Annotated in this window: 22 protein-coding genes and 1 other RNA gene; 7 read left to right on the plus strand and 16 right to left on the minus strand. The window is 51.3% G+C overall.

The window, feature by feature from the left end:
* Window positions 1-108: 108 nt before the first annotated feature.
* On the minus strand, window positions 109-567 hold the full coding sequence (locus ACCW76_RS17820) for a hypothetical protein (RefSeq protein WP_436339517.1): 459 nt from the start codon (window positions 565-567) through the stop codon (window positions 109-111).
* 19 nt (window positions 568-586) lie between these two features.
* Complete coding sequence (locus ACCW76_RS17825) at window positions 587-757, minus strand: hypothetical protein (RefSeq protein ID WP_436339519.1); 171 nt, start codon at window positions 755-757, stop codon at window positions 587-589.
* A 233-nt stretch (window positions 758-990) separates the two neighbouring features.
* Between ACCW76_RS17825 and ACCW76_RS17830 the strand changes: the two genes are divergently transcribed.
* A complete protein-coding gene (locus tag ACCW76_RS17830; protein ID WP_436339520.1) occupies window positions 991-1,668 on the plus strand; it encodes an SDR family oxidoreductase in 678 nt (225 codons plus the stop codon).
* A 39-nt stretch (window positions 1,669-1,707) separates the two neighbouring features.
* On the opposite strand, the gene ACCW76_RS17835 is transcribed toward ACCW76_RS17830, so the two are convergent.
* The 7 genes from ACCW76_RS17835 to phnR form a co-directional block, all read right to left on the minus strand.
* A complete protein-coding gene (locus ACCW76_RS17835; RefSeq protein ID WP_038645309.1) occupies window positions 1,708-2,364 on the minus strand; it encodes an epoxyqueuosine reductase QueH in 657 nt (218 codons plus the stop codon).
* Window positions 2,365-2,479: 115 nt separating this feature from the next.
* Window positions 2,480-2,836, minus strand: coding sequence for a hypothetical protein (locus ACCW76_RS17840; RefSeq protein WP_038645311.1), 357 nt, complete (start codon window positions 2,834-2,836; stop codon window positions 2,480-2,482).
* A 134-nt stretch (window positions 2,837-2,970) separates the two neighbouring features.
* Window positions 2,971-3,768: a 2-aminoethylphosphonate ABC transport system, membrane component PhnV gene (gene phnV, locus ACCW76_RS17845; protein ID WP_436339522.1), complete on the minus strand. Its 798-nt coding sequence runs from the start codon at window positions 3,766-3,768 to the stop codon at window positions 2,971-2,973.
* A complete protein-coding gene (gene phnU, locus ACCW76_RS17850; protein ID WP_436339524.1) occupies window positions 3,762-4,640 on the minus strand; it encodes a 2-aminoethylphosphonate ABC transporter permease subunit in 879 nt (292 codons plus the stop codon). The genes phnV and phnU overlap by 7 nt, the downstream gene beginning before the upstream one ends.
* Window positions 4,633-5,751 (minus strand): 2-aminoethylphosphonate ABC transport system ATP-binding subunit PhnT, encoded by a 1,119-nt coding sequence (gene phnT, locus ACCW76_RS17855; RefSeq protein ID WP_436339556.1) that lies wholly within the window; start codon window positions 5,749-5,751, stop codon window positions 4,633-4,635. The genes phnU and phnT overlap by 8 nt, the downstream gene beginning before the upstream one ends.
* 6 nt (window positions 5,752-5,757) lie before the next feature.
* Window positions 5,758-6,771, minus strand: coding sequence for a 2-aminoethylphosphonate ABC transporter substrate-binding protein (locus ACCW76_RS17860; protein ID WP_436339525.1), 1,014 nt, complete (start codon window positions 6,769-6,771; stop codon window positions 5,758-5,760).
* Between the two features lie 144 nt (window positions 6,772-6,915).
* Window positions 6,916-7,635 carry a phosphonate utilization transcriptional regulator PhnR gene (phnR, locus tag ACCW76_RS17865; RefSeq protein ID WP_436339527.1) on the minus strand — a complete coding sequence of 240 codons (720 nt, stop codon included), beginning with the start codon at window positions 7,633-7,635 and terminating at the stop codon, window positions 6,916-6,918.
* Window positions 7,636-7,773: 138 nt separating this feature from the next.
* On the opposite strand from phnR, the gene phnW reads away from it, so the two are divergent.
* The 3 genes from phnW to ACCW76_RS17880 all read left to right on the plus strand — a co-directional run bounded on the left by phnW (window position 7,774) and on the right by ACCW76_RS17880 (window position 10,064).
* Window positions 7,774-8,877: a 2-aminoethylphosphonate--pyruvate transaminase gene (gene phnW, locus ACCW76_RS17870; RefSeq protein WP_436339529.1), complete on the plus strand. Its 1,104-nt coding sequence runs from the start codon at window positions 7,774-7,776 to the stop codon at window positions 8,875-8,877.
* 9 nt (window positions 8,878-8,886) lie between these two features.
* Window positions 8,887-9,696: a phosphonoacetaldehyde hydrolase gene (gene phnX, locus ACCW76_RS17875; RefSeq protein ID WP_436339530.1), complete on the plus strand. Its 810-nt coding sequence runs from the start codon at window positions 8,887-8,889 to the stop codon at window positions 9,694-9,696.
* A 131-nt stretch (window positions 9,697-9,827) separates the two neighbouring features.
* Window positions 9,828-10,064: a hypothetical protein gene (locus ACCW76_RS17880; RefSeq protein WP_436339532.1), complete on the plus strand. Its 237-nt coding sequence runs from the start codon at window positions 9,828-9,830 to the stop codon at window positions 10,062-10,064.
* A 369-nt stretch (window positions 10,065-10,433) separates the two neighbouring features.
* Here the strand turns inward: ACCW76_RS17880 and ACCW76_RS17885 are convergent, their stop codons facing one another.
* From ACCW76_RS17885 to smpB, 4 genes are all read right to left on the minus strand, one after another.
* Entirely contained in the window at window positions 10,434-11,444 is a 1,011-nt protein-coding gene (locus tag ACCW76_RS17885) for a hypothetical protein (protein WP_436339533.1), read from the minus strand.
* Between the two features lie 471 nt (window positions 11,445-11,915).
* Window positions 11,916-12,770, minus strand: coding sequence for a PA4780 family RIO1-like protein kinase (locus ACCW76_RS17890; protein ID WP_436339535.1), 855 nt, complete (start codon window positions 12,768-12,770; stop codon window positions 11,916-11,918).
* Between the two features lie 201 nt (window positions 12,771-12,971).
* Window positions 12,972-13,333, minus strand: a transfer-messenger RNA (tmRNA) gene (gene ssrA / locus ACCW76_RS17895).
* A gap of 44 nt (window positions 13,334-13,377) precedes the next feature.
* Window positions 13,378-13,860, minus strand: a complete 483-nt coding sequence (gene smpB, locus ACCW76_RS17900) for an SsrA-binding protein SmpB (RefSeq protein ID WP_034825578.1) — start codon at window positions 13,858-13,860, stop codon at window positions 13,378-13,380.
* Between the two features lie 158 nt (window positions 13,861-14,018).
* Here smpB and ACCW76_RS17905 point away from each other — a divergent pair, with 158 nt between their 5' ends.
* Both ACCW76_RS17905 and ACCW76_RS17910 read left to right on the plus strand, forming a co-directional pair.
* Window positions 14,019-14,453 (plus strand): type II toxin-antitoxin system RatA family toxin, encoded by a 435-nt coding sequence (locus ACCW76_RS17905; protein WP_034825580.1) that lies wholly within the window; start codon window positions 14,019-14,021, stop codon window positions 14,451-14,453.
* A complete protein-coding gene (locus ACCW76_RS17910; protein ID WP_038645335.1) occupies window positions 14,446-14,736 on the plus strand; it encodes an RnfH family protein in 291 nt (96 codons plus the stop codon). Before ACCW76_RS17905 ends, ACCW76_RS17910 begins: the two co-directional genes overlap by 8 nt.
* A gap of 54 nt (window positions 14,737-14,790) precedes the next feature.
* Here ACCW76_RS17910 and bamE read toward each other — a convergent pair whose 3' ends face one another.
* From bamE to nadK, 3 genes are all read right to left on the minus strand, one after another.
* A complete protein-coding gene (bamE, locus tag ACCW76_RS17915; RefSeq protein ID WP_436339537.1) occupies window positions 14,791-15,138 on the minus strand; it encodes an outer membrane protein assembly factor BamE in 348 nt (115 codons plus the stop codon).
* Window positions 15,139-15,322: 184 nt separating this feature from the next.
* Window positions 15,323-16,984, minus strand: a complete 1,662-nt coding sequence (gene recN / locus ACCW76_RS17920; protein ID WP_436339539.1) for a DNA repair protein RecN — start codon at window positions 16,982-16,984, stop codon at window positions 15,323-15,325.
* Between the two features lie 85 nt (window positions 16,985-17,069).
* Window positions 17,070-17,948 carry an NAD(+) kinase gene (nadK, locus tag ACCW76_RS17925; RefSeq protein WP_034825588.1) on the minus strand — a complete coding sequence of 293 codons (879 nt, stop codon included), beginning with the start codon at window positions 17,946-17,948 and terminating at the stop codon, window positions 17,070-17,072.
* 122 nt (window positions 17,949-18,070) lie between these two features.
* Here nadK and grpE point away from each other — a divergent pair, with 122 nt between their 5' ends.
* On the plus strand, window positions 18,071-18,649 hold the full coding sequence (gene grpE, locus ACCW76_RS17930; protein ID WP_038645340.1) for a nucleotide exchange factor GrpE: 579 nt from the start codon (window positions 18,071-18,073) through the stop codon (window positions 18,647-18,649).
* The last annotated feature ends 42 nt before the right edge of the window (window positions 18,650-18,691 follow it).

Raw genomic sequence — 18,691 nt, forward strand, 5'->3', positions numbered from 1 at the left:
GAATCGGAATCTTAATAAAGTGGTGTGCCATCTGCTGATCATGATGGTGGTCATCGTCGTGCTAACGTTGCTGTTTCGTTAGTCAACCAGGGGCAGGTTATCCTGCCCCTAATCATTTAAAGTCATGATAAGCCGCTTGGTCAATCCAGCGCTACGCTTGACGCCCTTTGGGTCGCCAATGAAAGGTAGGGTGAATTTGGGGGAGTCGGCGACTCTGAGCGACCAGAGTGTGTTTTCAAAAAATTTAAACTGGATGCGATTGTCGTCGATGTTGAGTGCTTCAAAAAAACCGGAAGTGTACGCATTCTCGATGTGAATGATTTCCTGGACTCCTTCACCGCGTTGGCAAAGCACAATGGTGAGAGACTCTTCGTAAGTGATGCCATCCGTGACAAATAGCACATATCTTTCAGGGCTGATTTCGACGGCTGCTTCTAATATCGAACCCGGGATGAAGATACCGCTAGACTGCTGATCAATAAGAACTTCGCTGCGCGCCTGAGCGGTTTCCGTGGCAGCATGCTGTTCTGTTAGAGAAAGATTAAAAACCTGATGAATCATCGCCATATTGCTTCCTGCCTGGTGATCATAAGCCATCCGTCATTTGCTTAATCCGTTTCGAAGACTCAAGTCGCAGGCGGGGATCGATAGACAGGCGGGCGGTGATAGTTGAAATATCGTCCTGCAAAGCACTGATTGCCTCATCAAATTTTTCACGCCCGTTAATATCGAGCGATTGTAATAGGGCGACATCCATGCTGATTCCTCTCAGTGAACATTAATTGGACTTTAACAAAGCCGTGTTCAGCGACGCAACAATGAACAATCTTATGTGGAATACGGAAAATAAGAATAGATTCATAAATTAGATTGTATGTTAAGTGTTTGATTTTATGTTTAAAATCAAAGTCAGTAGTTGAGTGGATTTGACTTAAGGTGTGTGGTTGCTATCACTCTACTTTTTAGATATCAGACAGTTCTGAGGTGAAAATGAGCCAGTCAAAACGTGCGTTAATTATCGGTGCTTCAAAGGGGATTGGATTAGCCGTCGTGCAGCAACTGCTTGCTGACGGTTGGGACGTCACCGCCACCTATCGCAGCACTGCCGTTTCGTATCAGCATGAAAAGCTGCGTTGGCTGCCATTGGATATTACCGTTGCCACTCAGCGTGAACAGCTACTCTCGCAACTCAAGGGTGAGCAGTTTGATCGGGCGCTGATCAATGCGGGTATTCTCGGCCCAGATTCGATGGAGCTGATTGCCACCAGTGATGAAGAGTTAATGCAACTGTTTATGACCAACAGTGTTGCACCGGTGCGTATGGCTGAAGGCCTGTTGCCCTTGCTGTCGGAAAAACAGGGCGTGCTTGGCATCACGACATCGCGTCTCGGCAGCCTGACGGAAAATGCCGAGGCGATTCGACCCTATTACTCTGCCAGTAAAGTTGCGTTGAATATGCTCAGCCGAGCTCTGGTTCAGCAGATGTCTACGCGGGGCACAACTTTGCTCTCATTGCATCCGGGCTGGGTCAAAACCGATATGGGCGGGGATGATGCGGATATTACGGCGGTCGAAAGTGCTCAAGGGTTAGTGGCGCAACTGGATCGCTTTGTCGGGCAGGGCGGGCACCACTATGTCGATTACAGCGGCAAGCAGTTAGCCTGGTGATAGTAAGCGCCTGCTGACCGCTGCCAGCAGGCGACTTCTTTATTCGTCGGGCTGGTAGTACTGCACACCAATCTCGATACGTTCACGCCCACTGGCCACGCGATGGCGGTTGCTGTCGCGCAGCGAGTAGATGCAGCCGCAATACTCCTGCTGATAGAAACGCTCGCGCTTGCTGATCTCGATCATGCGTGATGATCCACCGCCTTTACGCCAGTTAAACTCCCAATACAGCATGTCGGGATAGTGCGCTGCCGCACGCACGCCGCAGTCATTAATCTGCTTCATATCCTTCCAGCGCGAAATGCCCAGGGAACTGGTGATCACCGGGAAGCCATGTTCATGGGCATACAGCGCAGTGCGTTCAAAGCGCATGTCGAAACACATGGTGCAACGGATGCCTCGCTCCGGTTCCCACTCCATGCCGCGAGCCCGATCAAACCAGTTATCTTTATCGTAATCGGCATCCACGAAAGGCACACCGAACTGCTCAGCAAAGCGGATATTCTCCTCTTTACGCAGTTCGTACTCTTTCAGCGGATGAATGTTTGGGTTGTAAAAGAAGATGGTGTAATCGATACCGGAAGCCAGCATCGCTTCCATCACCTCACCCGAGCAAGGGGCGCAGCAGGAGTGCAACAGCACTTTGTTGTGACCGTTGGGTAAAGGCAAGGGCTGGCGTTTGAAGGTGTCAGACATAAGAAAAAATGGTTAATGAGTGTTGGGCGAAGTGTAAGTCGATATCGAGCCGGACGCAAAGCGGCAAAAACAAAAAGGCCGCAATCGCGGCCTTTCGGGACTTTGTCAGAAGACGTTATTCGGTCACTTTCTTCTTCAGATCGCTGGCACCTTCTTTGGTTTTATTCCAGCCTTTAGTCGCACCTTCTTTAGTAGCATCCCACCCTTTTTCAGTGCCTTCTTTGGTTTTGTTCCAGCCTTTCTGTGCGCCTTCGCTCACTTTGCTGCTGGTGCTGTCGCTCTTACCTTCAACAGCATGCTTGGCTTTCAGCTTCTGCTCTTCGCCCTGATGCTGCGCCTGATGCAGCTTCTCTTTGGCGGTGTTTGCGCCCGCTTGCGCGTTCGCTACGGTGTCGTCAGTTGCATGTGTGGTAGCGGCAAACGCCGAAGAAGCCAGCAGCAGGGCAGATACAGCAATAATTGTCTTTTTCATGAATATTCCCTCATCAATCGCTCTGTGAGTTATGAGCGTAGTTAACAATGGCACGCTCTGCCAGAATTGGCTCCAGGAATAACCTTAATTGAATCATCGGGTTTGGCAGGCGAAAAAGTGTGCACCACGGGCTGTTAGGGATTGGATAGCCGCTGTGCCAGCCTCTCCAGTTTTACCGTCAGCCACAAGATCACTGCCACCAATACAATGGTCAGAGCGGAACCATCGGCAATGCTGCCACGATCGGTCAGGCTGAAAATTGCGACCGGCAATGTGGTCCAGCCCGGTGGATAAATCATCACTGTGGCGCCCAGTTCGCCCATCGACAGTGACAAACTCAGTGCCAACGCGGACAACATCCACGGCATAAGCAGCGGCAACGTGATATGGCGCAGACGATAGGCTGGCGAAGCGCCTAAGCTCGACGCCACGTTCTCAATATCAGCGGATATGCGCGCCAGTCCGGTAGAGAGGTTGCTGAAGCTAAACGCGGATATCAGCACAAAATGCGCGACCATGACGATCCACACGGTGCCATTCATTTGCAGCGGACCCTGACTGAAGGCGACCAGAATGCCCAACCCCACTGACACCGAAGGCACCGCGCTTGGCAGAAAGAAGATGACGCCGAGACGCTTTTGCCATTGCACACTGTATTGACGCAGTGCCAGTGCCGCCCAGCAGCCACAAAATAGGGCAAACAGGCTGGCTGCAAATCCCACCACCAGGCTCGAGAACAGTGCATCCCAGGCGGCCCCTCTGAAAGCGTTGATGAAGTGATCAACGGTAAAACCTGAAGGCAAAAAACCATTCCACTGCTGGCTGAAGCTGGAAAGCAGGATCACCAGTAGTGGCAGAAGGAAGAACAGGGTAAACAGGGTGACAGCAGCCGCGCTGGTCAACCTGCGGGCATTACGTGACCAAACTAGCATGATGAACTCCTTGCGCCAGCGCGACTGGCCGCGAGGCGATACAACAGAAACAAGCCGAGCGACAGCAGAATATTGATAACGGCAATGGCGCAGGCGCTGGCGTAATCGGATTCAAGAATCGCCTTGCTGTACACCATCATTGGCAGGGTATTCACACCTTTAGCGCCGATAAACAGCACGATGCCAAATTCATTGGTCGCGAGCAGTAAGCACAAGCTGCCGCCCGCTAGCAGTGCGGGCAGGGCCGCAGGGAAAATTACCTGAGCGATAACGCGTAAAGGATGCGCACCCAGCACGCTCGCCGCTTCTAACTGGCTACGGTCGAGTTGGCGCAATGCAGCCATCAGCGGGCGCATCACCAGAGGGGTGAAGACCGTGATTTCCGCCAGAATCACCCCAGGCATGGAGTAGAGGAAATCAATCGGCGGCAACTCGAAATGAAATAGCGCCATCAGTCCACCATTCAGTAAACCGGCGGAACCATAGATAAAGGTGAACGCCAGAGTGATGAGAAAGGTTGGCAGCGCGATAAAGGTATCAATCACCAGGCTGATAAATCGGCTACCGCTGAAGGGAATAAAGACCAGTATCAGTGACATTACGCTGCCTAACAGCAAGCAGCCGAAGGTGGTGAACAGCGCGATTTGCACGGTGTTTAGCAATGCACTGATAAAACGGCGTGATTCCAGCACCTGCAAAAATGCAGCGAAACTGCTGTGGCCGCTGTTGTCCTGCAGGGCTTGTTGCACAATCAGTAACAACGGATAGAAGAATAAAGTGGTGAGCACCAGCAGCGGTAACAGCAAGCTGCCATGACGTTGAAGCGCCAGGCTACGCCGTAATGGGCGCAGTACAGGGAGGGTTTCAGACATGCTCAACCTCCAGCAACACCGCATCTTCCGGTTCAAACCACAACGTCAACGCATCCCCCACTTGTGGCAGCGGATTGAGATGCGTTAGCACGACACGCACCGTTTCCCCCGCCACATCACATAAAAGATGAGTGAGATCGCCTTGCCAGTGCAGCGATTGCAGTGTGGCATTCAGGCGATTGCTGCGCGGCGAACGGGGTTGCAACGTAATGTGTTGCGGGCGTACGCAGAGTAGTTTGTTGCGGCCGCGCATGTTGCCCGACGTAGAGGCGTTGACCAGCGTACCGCCACAACTGACGCACACTTCACCGGACTGCTGTTGCACCTCCAGCGCAGTGGCAGCAAGGATGTTGGCGCGTCCAAGAAATTCTGCGGCAAAGCGATTGGGCGGGCGCTGATACAGCGCATGTGTTTCACCATACGCTACCATCGAGCCCTCTTTCATGATGCCGATTTTATCCGCCAGCGTCAGGGCTTCGGTCTGATCGTGCGTGACGTAGAGGATAGTCAGTTCAGGTAATTCCCGGTGCAACCGCGCGATTTCCTCCACCATGTTGTGGCGAATCTGTGCATCCAGTGCCGATAGCGGCTCATCCAGTAGCAACACTTGCGGACGTGTGGCGATAGCGCGAGCAATCGCTACGCGCTGTTGCTGACCGCCAGAAAGCTGGTGCGGATAACGAGTGGCGAAATCGCGCATTCCCACCATTTTCAGGGCATCCTGCACGCGCTCAGCGATAAGCGCCCTGGGCTGCTTTTGTGCACGCAGACCGAACGCCACGTTGTCCTCCACTTTCATATGCGGGAACAGCGCGTAGTTCTGTACCACCATGCCGAGTCCGCGTTGATAAGGTGGCAATGCACTGATATCGCGATCGCCCAGCAAAATGCGCCCCCCTGCGGGAGGCACAAAACCTGCAATCGCACGCAATACCGTGGTTTTTCCCGAGCCGGAAGGCCCAATTAACGCCAACACTTCACCGGGTTCAATGGTAAGGGTGAGTGGTTTGAGCACGACCTGGTCGTGATAAGCCACACGCAAGTTATCCAGCACGATGCCCGAGGTGTTGGCTGTAATTTCCGGTGCGGCGACAGAGGTTTTCATCAACATCACGGATTACTCGCTGTCAGTCACGTTGTGCCATTGTGCGATATCAGCTGAGAGTGAATTTGCCACCTCATTCCAGTCTGGCTGCCACACTTTCACGCCCTGTAATGCGGCTGTCGCTTGCTGATAATTGCTGTCATCAGGCGTGATGTCACGGCGAACGGGCATGCCCCATGCCAGAGAGCTGACCTGCATTTGTGCGGCGTTATCCAACAAGAAGTTGATCAGCTTTTTACCGTTCTCGCTTTGTGGCGCGTTTTGCACCAGACCAATCACATAGGGCAGGGCCAATGCGCTGCGTTCGCCCTGAGTATCCGCTGGCCAGAAAATCTGGATATTGGGATTTTGCTTCATTTGCGACAGGTTCATCTGCAGGTCACCGTTCGCCACATACAGCTCGCCTTTATTCACCAGGGCGGTCAGCTTGCCGGTGGAGGCAGATGGACCTACGTTGTTGGCCTGCAACTTACCCAGATAATCGAAGGCGGCGGGTTTGCCACCGAAGCTGTGGAAGGCTTGCAACATGACTGCGGTGCCATCGCCCGCCTGGCCAGGGGTGGAGTATTGCAGCTTGTTCTTGAAGCGGCTATCGAGCAGATCATGCCAGCTGGCAGGGGCGGATTTCAGTAACTTGCGGTTGTAAATAAAGCTCAAATAGTTGTTCACCAAAGGCACATAACGCGCGCTGGCCCCGGGGATTTGCGTGGCGGCATCCGGAGTGAAATCGGCTAACAGGTCGTTGCTGGCGGCGCGTTGAATGAATGGTGGCACGGTCACTAAGACATCTGCCTGCGGATTACTGCGCTCTTTCGCCAGGCGTTCAACAATCGCTCCCGATCCGCTCTCCACGTACTGCACCTTGATTCCCGTGGCTTGAGTGAACGCGGCAAATTCTGCCTGATACCAGCTGTTATCTCCGTCGTGCAGGCCATCGGCCGAGTAAACCGTGACAACCGAATCTGCCCAAACCGGGCTTGAAGCAACAGTAAGAGCGGACAGCAGAGCAAGGTGAGAGAGTTTCATCTGTTGGGCCTCGTAGCGTGTGGAAGTTAATCTGGTATGTACCAGAATTGCGATTAACGCTAATCGGCTTATGTGACAGAAAAATGAAGCAGGTAAAAAAAAGCCCCACTCATGGCTGAGCAGGGCTTTTTTCATTCGATGGGGTCAGTGAGTATCCACCTCGATACGCAGGCTGTCATGGCGCCAGAACTCAATATCGTAATCGAGTACGCGACCATGCTGATCGTAATTGAGTCGACTCAGCTGCAACGCTGGCAAACCCTCCATAATGCCCAGTGCGGCTGCGGCATGGGCCGGAATGGAGGTAGGGTAAAAGGTCAGATGCATGCTGGTGTAAACCAGGTCGTAATGGCTTTGATAGACTTCGGTCAAACTGCCATTGAGGTCGTGACGTAATAGCTCAGGGACCCGCGCGGGCAGGCAATGGTTCTCGCAATAACAGATAGCGCGACCATCGGCGTAACGCAGACGCGCGAGCAGATAAATCTGGTCGAATGGCTGCAATTCCAAAGGTTTCATGACCTCAAGTGGCACGGTGGTCAGGCGGCCACTAAGCAATACCGTTTTCGGCTCACGACCCTGTTCGAGGCAGAGCTTGTGGAAGTTGGTGTTCTGTGTGGGATCGAGCCAAAGGCGTTCCGGGGTAACAAACCAGCCACGGCGATCGGAGCGATAAATGACGCCGCTCGCCTCCAGCTGCGCCAGGCTTTCGCGGATGGTGGTGCGGGTCGTGGAGAAGATCGCACACAGCTCGCGCTCTGACGGCAATTTATCACCGGTTTTCAACGCACCACTTTGAATGCGCGCCTGAAGCTCGGCCTTGATCAGCAGGTATTGCGGAATATCACTGGTTAACGATTTCATGCGGATTCGCTGTCATTTTTTAAGACGTCATTATACATGCCCAGATGAATTTTTTGTTGCAGTGGCGATTTCTCCTTGTGGTGATGAAAGCGATTCTCTAATAATAAATGCCATCTGGTATATACCAATGGTGAAAAAATGACTTCCCGTAACTACCTTTTGCTCACACCCGGTCCACTGACCACCTCAAAAACCGTGAAAGAAGCCATGCTATCCGACAGTTGCACCTGGGATGATGATTACAATCTCGGTGTGGTGCAGACCATCAGACAACAGCTGGTCTCATTAGCGACGTCTGCTGCGGGTTACACTTCGGTATTGTTACAAGGCAGCGGCAGCTATGCCGTAGAAGCGGTACTAGGTAGTGCGATTGGCGATGCAGGCAAAGTGCTGATTGTCAGTAATGGCGCGTATGGTGCGCGCATGATTGAGATGGCATCACTGATGGGCATCGCGTATCGCGCCTATGATTGTGGCGAAGTGGCACGCCCGGATGTGGCTGAGATTGAACGCTTACTGCGCGAAGACCACAGCATTACGCATATCGCCATGGTGCATTGTGAAACCACCACCGGCATGCTGAATCCGATTGCCGAGGTGGCAGCCCTGGCCCGGGAGTACGGCAAGATCTATATCGTCGATGCGATGAGCAGCTTTGGCGGTATCCCGCTTGATGTCGCTGCACTCAATATCGACTTTCTGATCAGCTCTGCCAATAAATGCATCCAGGGCGTACCTGGCTTTGGTTTTGTTATCGCGCGCCAAAGTGAGCTGGAGAAGTGCAAAGGGCGCTCCCGCTCCCTCTCATTGGATCTCTATGCACAGTGGCGCTGCATGGAGGATAACCACGGCAAATGGCGCTTTACTTCTCCCACGCACACGGTGCTGGCTTTTGCGCAGGCGCTCAAAGAGCTGGCGGAAGAGGGCGGTGTAGCGGCTCGCCATTCACGCTATCGCCAGAACCAGCTGAAGCTGGTGGCGGGCATGCGTCAGTTAGGCTTTGAAACCTTACTGGAAGATGCGATGCACTCGCCCATCATCACCGCGTTTTATTCCCCCAAGGCCGAGACCTATCGATTTGCCGATTTTTATCAGCAACTAAAAGCACAAGGTTTTGTGATCTATCCCGGCAAGGTCTCAGAAAGTGACTGCTTCCGCATCGGCAACATCGGTGAGGTATATGAAGCGGATATCACCGGCCTGCTCAACGCCATCGAACATGCCATGTATTGGAAAAAATGAGGACACACCATGCAACGTATTAGCGCCGTGATTCTGGATTGGGCGGGCACCACCGTGGATTTCGGCTCCTTCGCACCCACGCAAATTTTTGTCGAAGCCTTTCGTCTGGCATTTGACATTGAAATCACGCTGGAAGAAGCACGCGTGCCGATGGGGCTGGGAAAATGGCAGCACATTGAGGCGCTCGGCAAGTTGCCAACCGTGGATGCGCGCTGGCAGCAGCGTTTTGGCCGGGCGATGAGCAAAGAGGATATTGATGCTATCTACCAGGCTTTTATGCCGCTGCAAATTGCCAAAGTGGTCGATTTCGCACAGCCCATCGCAGGGGTAACCGAGGTGATAGCCCAGCTGCGCGCCGACGGCATCAAAATTGGTTCCTGTTCCGGCTATCCGCGCCCGGTGATGGAGCGACTGGTGCCCGCCGCAGCCGAGGCAGGTTACGCGCCAGATTACTGGGTAGCTGCTGACGATCTTGCGGTTGGCGCGCGTCCTGGACCGTGGATGGCGCTACAGAATGTGATTGCATTGGGGATTGATGCGGTCGGTCACTGTGTAAAAGTCGATGACGCCGTACCCGGTATCGAAGAAGGTTTGCGCGCGGGGATGTGGAGTGTTGGGCTGTCGGTTTCCGGGAATGAATTTGGCGCGACCTGGGAAGAATATCAGCAGATGGATGCCGCTGAGATTGCGCGTCGTCGTGAGGTGGCGCAGCAGAAACTGAGCGCTGCGGGGGCGCACTATGTTATCGATACGTTGGCGGATTTACCGACGGTGATAGCAGATATCAATGCCCGACTGGCACGGGGTGAACGGCCTTAATTTATCAGGGCGGCGAAGGTGTGATGCGCCGCCCCTTTTTTATTCGATCGTTTTTACTTCATCATGACCCGATATTTTTTTGGATAATGGCAATCTGAAACATATCCTCAGGGAAAAGAGACGATGACTAAATGGTTGAAATCCTACAATATCGGTTGAAGCCGGGAACCGATGCATCTTTCCATCGGATCATGTGTGAAATTAGCGTTCCCCTTCATAAACAACAGGGTATTGATGTCGTCACCTTCGGCTGTTCTCGCCATGATACTGATAGAGAATATCTGCTAGATGCCTTTGAAAAAGAAAAACAGATGCAATCTGTGCTTGAGGGTTATTATGCGAGTAATATATTAATTTATTATTTTTAATAAGATAGCCAGGAATATGAGCGAAACACAGCACATGAAACTCATAATGCATGCGTAATAAAAAGACGGAAGCCAGCTTGTTAGTTCTCGTTTACTACTGTCAAAAAATTGATAAACATGGCTATCGCTCTCGAGGAAAAGGATTTTTTTGTTATCCTTTAAACGCATGAAGAAGTAAGCTATAGGTGCCGCTCCAAAATATCCTGTCAAACAATGAAATGAATAAGGTGCCGGGAAGTTATAGTCTTTTTTGAAATGAGTAATAAGTGAGTAATATTTTTTTCGATTGACGCCATATAGAATCAGTGAAATCAAAAAAGAAATCACGGAAACAAAAATAAGTGAGAAAATAACGTATTTCATTGTCATTTAAATACCTAAATAATTGAAAAGCGTTTCCATGCTCCAGTCTGCCGCTTCACTACCTGCAAGACCTCCAGCAATGGAACCTACTGCTGCACATGCTACTCCCCCAATCCCTGCAGTAGCAATACCTATGCCCACACAAATTCCCATGCCAGCCGTTGCACCTATTGCCCCACCACCGATTCCACTAATAGTAGTTACGCTGAACTTTGAATACTCTTTAACTGCAACTATCCCGCACTCATTTTCTCTTCCAGTTTTGCAAGCATTTACAACTTCATTCGTAGTATTAGCTAACGAAAAACCAATGCCAATATATCCGCCTCGCTTTAGAAAACGTGCTGCTTTTGCAGCATTTTCTACATAACTTGTATACCCCGGAATCCCACCTAATCCCGTAGTTGACCATTCATGAACGATGGCGCGGCTGGAAAGATTCAAAGCATGGCGTAGTTCATCATAAGGTCGAAATTTAACTGCGAAACGAGAAAGGTTTTTTAATAATGGTTTATTAACTAAATCTGATAATTGATTGAACAACTGCCTGCGTTCGATAAAAAATTGCTGACTAATAAGAGAACCCTGTGACCTGAATTGATTCTGATAGCTTTTTTCAATTTTTATTAAAGTGTTTTCGATAGATGAGAAGTATTTTTCACCTGCATCGCTAACTGTTCCAAATATTTTGTCACCCGCACTGGTAAGCCCAGCTATCATTCCATAGTGTTTTTGCAAAAAACTTGTATCATCAGTACTCATCCCATTAAGTGCTGAGTTGGTTTTTTGTTTGGCAGTTTTAATTTTGTGAATGAGTTGATCGTTGTGAGCCGAGGCGGTATCTGGATCGGCGACAATCAATATCTGTCCAGGCCTAAGCCATGGAGTATCTGCATTCACTTGCATAAACAATTTCGCGGCCGGTATTCGGCTATCGTTGAAAAGCTCTTTTGCTTGATAAGCAAGATCTCCAGGCTTTGAAACGACACAAATTCCAGGTGTTATAGGGCGAGTCATGTAGCTATTCTCCTGTATATAATACTTCCCAGAAAAGGAGCGATTCTACCTACTCCCAGCGAATGTATGAAATCGACTATCGCTACGATTTTCCAAAGTAGCGTAATTATTTTTGAGTGCCAATTAATGTTGCGTGCATAAGGGCATCATTTGATAAAGGATAAAAATCCAATGATGCTCGTGAACCCTGTAATTATTGGGATCTTGCTACGTATTCGGATTGTTCTGATAATTATTGATGACGAGGTAGACTTGAGGTAACCTCATGTTCACCAGGTGTTATAGTTTATGATTGTTACTTTTTGAAGTGTGAATATCTGAATTAATTGAATGCTTATGGATTTGGTGCCGTTCTGAGCCTTAGTGAAAGGTGGTTATATTCTATGGCTCACCTAACTTATTATTTTAATTTGAGTCGCTCTTTCAGAAAAGGATCATAAGCTTGTCACCTTTGATTCTTCAATATCAGAACTAATCTTCATCCCGCTCTTTTGCTGCACGCTGGCGGTCGTAATACTCATCTTCAGCAGAGATAATTTCATCCAGCAGTGAATCCATATCCACAGCATGCACTTCTTCTACAAACAGACCAGTCAAAGCGCTTTCAGGTGTTAACTTGCCGTCTTCGAACAGCTGCCAGATCTCTTTGGCATAGCGCGTTTCCAGTATCTGTGGCGCGAACTGACCGTAGTAGGCAGTGATGTTGTTCACATCGCGCTCAAACATCGATTCGGCGTGGTTATTGGCAGCGGCATCCACTGCCTGAGGCAGATCGATGATCACAGGACCGTGCTCATCCTGGAGTACGTTAAATTCAGACAGATCGCCATGCACAATCCCGGCACATAACATACGTACGATATTGCGAATCATCGTCGCAAAATCAGTCAGTGCTTCCTGTTCCGATAAAATCACGTCACTGAGACGGGGTGCCACGGCGCCTTCAGCATCCGTAACCAGTTCCATCAGCAGCACGCCGTCGAGACACATATAAGGCTCAGGTACGCGAACGCCAGCTTTGGCAAGACGGAAAAGCGCGTCGACTTCTGCGGTATGCCAGACTTCCTCTTGCTGCTTGCGGCCGAATTTGGAGCCCTTCTGCATCGCACGCGCACTGCGGGAGTTGCGAACTTTACGCCCCTCCTGATACTGCACGGCTTGTTTAAAGCTGCGTTGCGAAGCCTCTTTGTACACTTTGGCGCATTGGACTTTGTCACCGCACATCACAGTGTAAACGTCAGCTTCTTTGCCGCTTTTCAGACGCTGCAGCACATTGTCGATCAGGCCATCATCGACCAACGGTTGGATTCGGTTTGGAATTTTCATGCGGCTTTATACCTTATTTAATAGGCTTTCCGCATCAAGAACATGGTGAGTTGCATGGGAAAAACCAAACAAGCATCGATAGTTGCAGAAGCCAGTTACATCATCCCATAAAACCACTGGCACAAAAAAGCCCGCAAGGCTTTCACCTTACGGGCTTTCAGGACTTCAGCGGACGATTCTGGTATCGCCGCGAAAGAATTTTGGTGGAGCTGGCGGGAGTTGAACCCGCGTCCGAAATTACTACACCGTCGGTACTACATGCTTAGTCAGTCTTTACATTCGCCAGCCAGCTGCGGACAGACACGCCACTGACAAACTAGCCTGATTAGATTTAGTGCTTCAACCCCAGGCAAGGCATCCACACGATCTCTTTTGGGTTTGACCTCTCTTGATCCCCGTCTTAAGAGCGGAAGCTAGGGAGAGAGGGCTCTTGGCAGGTTATTAAGCTGCTAAAGCGTAGTTTTCGTCGTTTGCGACTATTTTTTTGCGGCTTTTAACGAGGCAAACCGCCCCTCGACATGCACCTAAGGCTTCACAATCCCGTCGAGTCCAGAATCAGCCCCAAGAACTTCATATACTACAGAAAAGTGACGGTTGAATCTAGTGCTTAACGCTTTGAATTCTTCATAATACGTGCTTTATCCATCTGCCATTCGCGATCTTTCACATCGTTACGCTTGTCGTGTTCTTTCTTACCGCGCGCCACGCCGATCTTCAGCTTGGCCCAGGCGTTTTTCCAGTACATCGACAGTGCAACCACGGTGAAACCTTCGCGGTTAACACGACCGTAAAGCGAATCGAGTTCGCGCTGTTTCAGTAACAGCTTGCGGCTGCGCGTGGGATCACACACCACGTGTGTAGAGGCAACGGCCAGCGGCTGGAAGGTGGAACCGAACAGATAGGCTTCGCCATCGCGCAGCAAAATGTAGCTGTCGCTGATGTTGGCTTTACCGGCGCGGAGTGATTTAACTTCCCATCCCTGTAGCGACATCCCTGCCTCGAACTCTTCTTCAATGAAGTATTCGTGGCGAGCGCGTTTGTTGAGGGCAATAGTGGCTGAACCGGGTTTGTGAGCTTTTTTCTTTGTCATAGTGCGGCGTAGTCTACATCACTCAGTCTGTGGGCGCATCCCCCTGTCCTGGGGGCGGTAAAAAACACTCTATTTTAGCACAGCTGGCAAACCCGTGAATTTTGTTTGGTGTCCGAAAATGGTATTATTCAACGGTTTTGTGATGAACAGGAACCATTATGGCCCAGATTAGCCGTTCGGCGTTGGTCCCCTATAGCGCTGAGCAGATGTACCAGCTCGTGAATGATGTGGACGCTTATCCTCAGTTTCTTCCGGGCTGCACCGGCAGCCGTGTATTGGATAATAGCGGAAATCAGATGACGGCAGCGGTAGATGTCTCTAAAGCAGGCATCAGTAAAACCTTTACTACCCGCAACACGTTGATCAGCAATCAGAGCATTTTAATGCAGTTGGTTGATGGCCCTTTTCGTAAGCTGACCGGTGGATGGCACTTCACGTCTTTAGGTGATGATGCCTGCAAAGTTGAGCTGAGCCTCGACTTTGAGTTCACCAATATGTTGGTGGAGATGGCGTTCGGTCGTATTTTCAAAGAACTGGCCAACAGTATGGTGCAAGCGTTCAGTCAGCGCGCGAAAGAGGTTTACCGTGCCTGATATCACCGTTGAGGTAGTTTATGCGCTGCCCAACAAGCAGTACCTGCGTTCGGTAACGCTGGAAGAGGGCGCGACCGTCGAGCAGGCGATTAAAGCCTCGGGCTTGTTATCACTGCGCAAAGATATCGATCTGGCAAGCAATAAGGTGGGCATTTTTAGCCGGCCGGTGAAGCTAGGTGATGGCGTTCAGGATGGTGACCGCGTGGAGATTTATCGCCCACTGATTGCGGATCCCAAAGAGATGCGTCGCCAGCGAGCAGAACGTTCGGCGAGCAACAAGTAGCGGAATGACAGACACAAAAAAGGCGCCTTAAGCGCCTTTTTTGTTGCCGCTCACTTAGCCTTCGTTACCAGTGAGTTTCGGTTTGTTATCAATGTTGGTCAGCGTACCGTTGCTGTCAAAGGTCAGCGTCAGGGTTTGCTGCTTCACGCCCTCATGGCCAGGTTCCTGACGGAACACGTAATACCAGACATTGCTGCCAAACGGATCGTGCATCATCGGTGTGCCGAGAGTGTAGGCAACCTGCTGCTGCGTCATGCCGGTGTGAATCTTCGAAACATCGTTGGCGACCAGGTAATTGCCCTGATTGATATCCGGACGATATACAACGCGCTCAAGGGTGGAACATCCGGCGGTCATCATCAACATTACCACTGCCGCGGCAGTCAGCGTTTTACAGCGCATCTATACATTCCTTTTCTGGGGCCAAACGCCTTTTGTCAGGCTGTTTTGTTGCCATCAAATTCTGAACTCTGCTTACGGCAGGCTTTATTATGGCGATATAACTGCCGATGATAATAAACCTTTGTCCTATTGGAAACCTCTACAGAGCAAGCATATGACCACCGGGCCAGAAAAAAGTGCGAAATCAGGCTGCTAAAAGTTCTTTTGCATTGGCCAGCGTATTGCGCGTGACTTCGCTACCGCCTAACAAACGAGCCAGTTCCTGCAGGCGGGCTCGTTTATCCAGCGGCTGCATATGGGTTTCGGTCATCTCGCCATCGGTCTCTTTGCTGACGTAGAAGTGCTGATGTCCGCAACCGGCAACCTGTGGCAAATGCGTCACACACATCACCTGCGTGGATTCACCGAGTTGACGCAGCATCTGACCGACGACCGCTGCAGTTGGGCCACTGATACCGACATCCACTTCATCGAAGATCATGGCCGGCGTTTCCATTTTCTGTGCGGTAATCACCTGAATCGCCAGCGCAATACGCGAAAGCTCACCACCCGAGGCCACTTTGCCCAGCGGTTGTAACGGCTGACCAGGGTTGGTGGTCACACGGAAATCAATTCGAGTGGCGCCATCCGCCGTGAGTTGATCGGCTTTGAACTCCAGCTCAATGGTAAACTGACCGTGCGGCATCGACAGAGTACGCATGCTTTGGGTGATCAGCTGGCTGAGTTCATGCGCAGCCTGCTGACGCAGTTGATGCAGTTTTTCCGCGCAGGCGACGGCCGCCAGATGGTGTGAACCGACTTCGTTTTGCAACGTTTCCTGATCGCTCTCTTGTTGTGAGAGCTGTTCTGCTTCGTCCAGCAACTGCTGATACAGCACCGGCAACGTCTCTGGCGACACATGATGTTTACGAGAGAGGGCAATCTGGCGTGACAGACGTTGTTCCAGTTCATGCAGACGATTGGGATCGAGATCCAGACGTTCGCAATAGTGGCGCAGCTCATCGCTGGCTTCGCTCAGTTGAATCGCTGCCTCTTCCAGCAAATTGAACACGCCGCTCACTTTGTCATCCAGCGACACGAGTTCGCCCAGCATATTGCGCGCGCTATACAGCAAGCTTTGCAGGTTGGTGTCATCGCTATCGGCGAGAATTTGCAGTGCCTGCTGACTGGTAGAGAGCAGTTGTCCGCTGTTGGCGAGGCGTTTGTACTCTTCATCAATCTGCTCAAATTCGCCCGGCTGCGGGACAAATTCATTAAGTTCTTTCAGCTGATATTGCAGCAGTTCACGGCGTGCTTCACGCTCCTGCGACAGCTGTTGATGCTGAGCCAGCGCACGACAGCTTTGATGCCAGCGCTGATAGTGCTGACGCATCTCATCAAGCAGGTCATCATGGGCCGCGTAAGCATCCAACAGATGTTTTTGGTGATCCGGCTTAAGCAGCAGCTGGTGGGCATGCTGGCCGTGGATTTGAATGAGCAGCTGACCCAGTTCACGCAGTTGTGACAGCGGCACCGAAGTGCCATTGATGAAGCCACGGGAACGGCCATCGGCGCTGATGACGCGGCGCAGCAGGCATTCGCTGCCCTCATCGAGCTGATTCTCCACCAGCCAACGCTGGGCGGAGGGTGAAGCTTTGAGCTGGAAACGCGCGCAGATATCGGCACGACTGGCCCCCTGACGCACCATATCTGCTTCAGAGCGGCCGCCCAGGCACAGGCCCAGCGCATCAATTGCGATGGATTTACCTGCGCCGGTTTCCCCCGTGATCGCTGTCATCCCACGATGAAAGTCGATCTCCAGTTCACGAACGATAGCAAAGTTACTGATGGTCAGTTGTGCCAGCATGAAATCACCTGTATGTAAAAACAGATATGGTTTTTCATACAGTATAAACTGGTTTTTTATACAGTAAAGTGGCTGGCGGTGATTTTCAGAACAATTTTTTTGACCAGCCGAGTTTCGAGCTTAAGGTATTAAAATAATTGTAATTTTTAGGATGGATTAGGTTGAGATGATGCGCGCTGCGGCGAATCAACACATCTTCTCCTTCCTGGATAGGCAGCGCAATCTGGCTATCGCAGCTGATTTCCAGATCGCTGCGCAGAGATGAAAAACGCAGACGAATGGTGCTGCTGCTGTTGATTACCAGCGGACGTGCGGAAAGCGTGTGCGGGAACATGGGCACAATGGCGATGGCATCCAGCGATGGCGTCAGAATCGGGCCACCCGCAGAGAGGGAATAGGCGGTTGAGCCGGTAGGCGTGGAGATGATTAACCCATCCGAACGCTGGGAAAAGGCAAAAACCTCATCGATATACACTTCAAATTCAATCATGTGGGCGACTTTGCCCGGGTGCAGTACCACTTCATTGATGGCGCTTCCAATCCTTGGCGAGCACGCTTCTTTGCACACCTGCGCCTCCAGCAGGAAACGGCTTTCGACAAAGTATTCGCCCTGCAGCACATCATCCAGCTGTTGCTGTGCATTATCGGGATCGAGATCGGTGAGAAAACCGAGATTACCGCGGTTAATCCCAATCACTTTGATGTCATAACGTGCCAGCACGCGCGCGGCGCCCAGCATATTGCCGTCACCGCCCACTACCACGGCTAAATCGGCACGTTGGCCGATTTCCGCCAGGCTGCCGGTTTCCACATCTTTCAAGTTCAGTTCGCGCGCAATCTGCTGCTCGACGATCACCTCATAGCCTTTTGCTGTCAGCCAGCGCCAGAGCATTTCATGGGTGGTTAACGCAGTAGGATGGCGCGGATGGCCGACAATCCCAATGCAGTTAAAGTGTTTGTTCATTTAGCGCGTGTTCCTCATAAGCCAAAACGGCCAGGCAATGTGATGGGTTCACTTGAAACCGTCAAACTGATCCCCATAATAAGCCAACCAGCGAGATGAATGTGCAAAACGCGGAGAAATTCATGAGTAGTAAAGAACAGAACACCCCTAACGAGCAAGTCTCAGACGAAATTCAACAGGATCAGCAGCACGTGGACGCAGAGACGGCAACTGAGGTGGATCCGCGTGATGAGCGTATCGCGCAACTGGAAGCGGAATTAGCCCAGTCGCAAGGCGGCGTGCGTGAAGCACAGCTGCGCGCTCAGGCGGAGATTGAAAACATCCGTCGCCGTACCGAAATGGATGTGGAAAAAGCGCACAAGTTTGCGCTGGAAAAATTTGCCAACGAACTGCTGCCGGTGATTGATAGCCTCGAGCGCGCGCTGGAAGTGGCTGATAAAGAGAACACCGAACTGGCTTCGATGATTGAAGGCATCGAACTGACGCTGAAATCCCTGCTGGGTGCCGTGCGTAAGTATGGTGTGGAAGTGGTCGGTGAAACCAACGTGCCATTCAACCCGGATGTGCATCAGGCGATGTCGATGATTGAATCAGAAGACATGGCACCGAACCATGTACTGATGGTGATGCAGCGTGGTTATACCCTCAATGGTCGCCTGTTGCGCCCAGCGATGGTGGCAGTAACCAAAGCCAAAGGCTGATGACCCTGCTGAATACAAAAACGGCCGCTGATTGCGGCCGTT

Origin of the sequence: Pantoea sp. C8B4 (assembly GCF_051336905.1) — a bacterium.
In the GTDB taxonomy this organism is placed as follows: Bacteria; Pseudomonadota; Gammaproteobacteria; order Enterobacterales; family Enterobacteriaceae; genus Pantoea; species Pantoea rwandensis_B.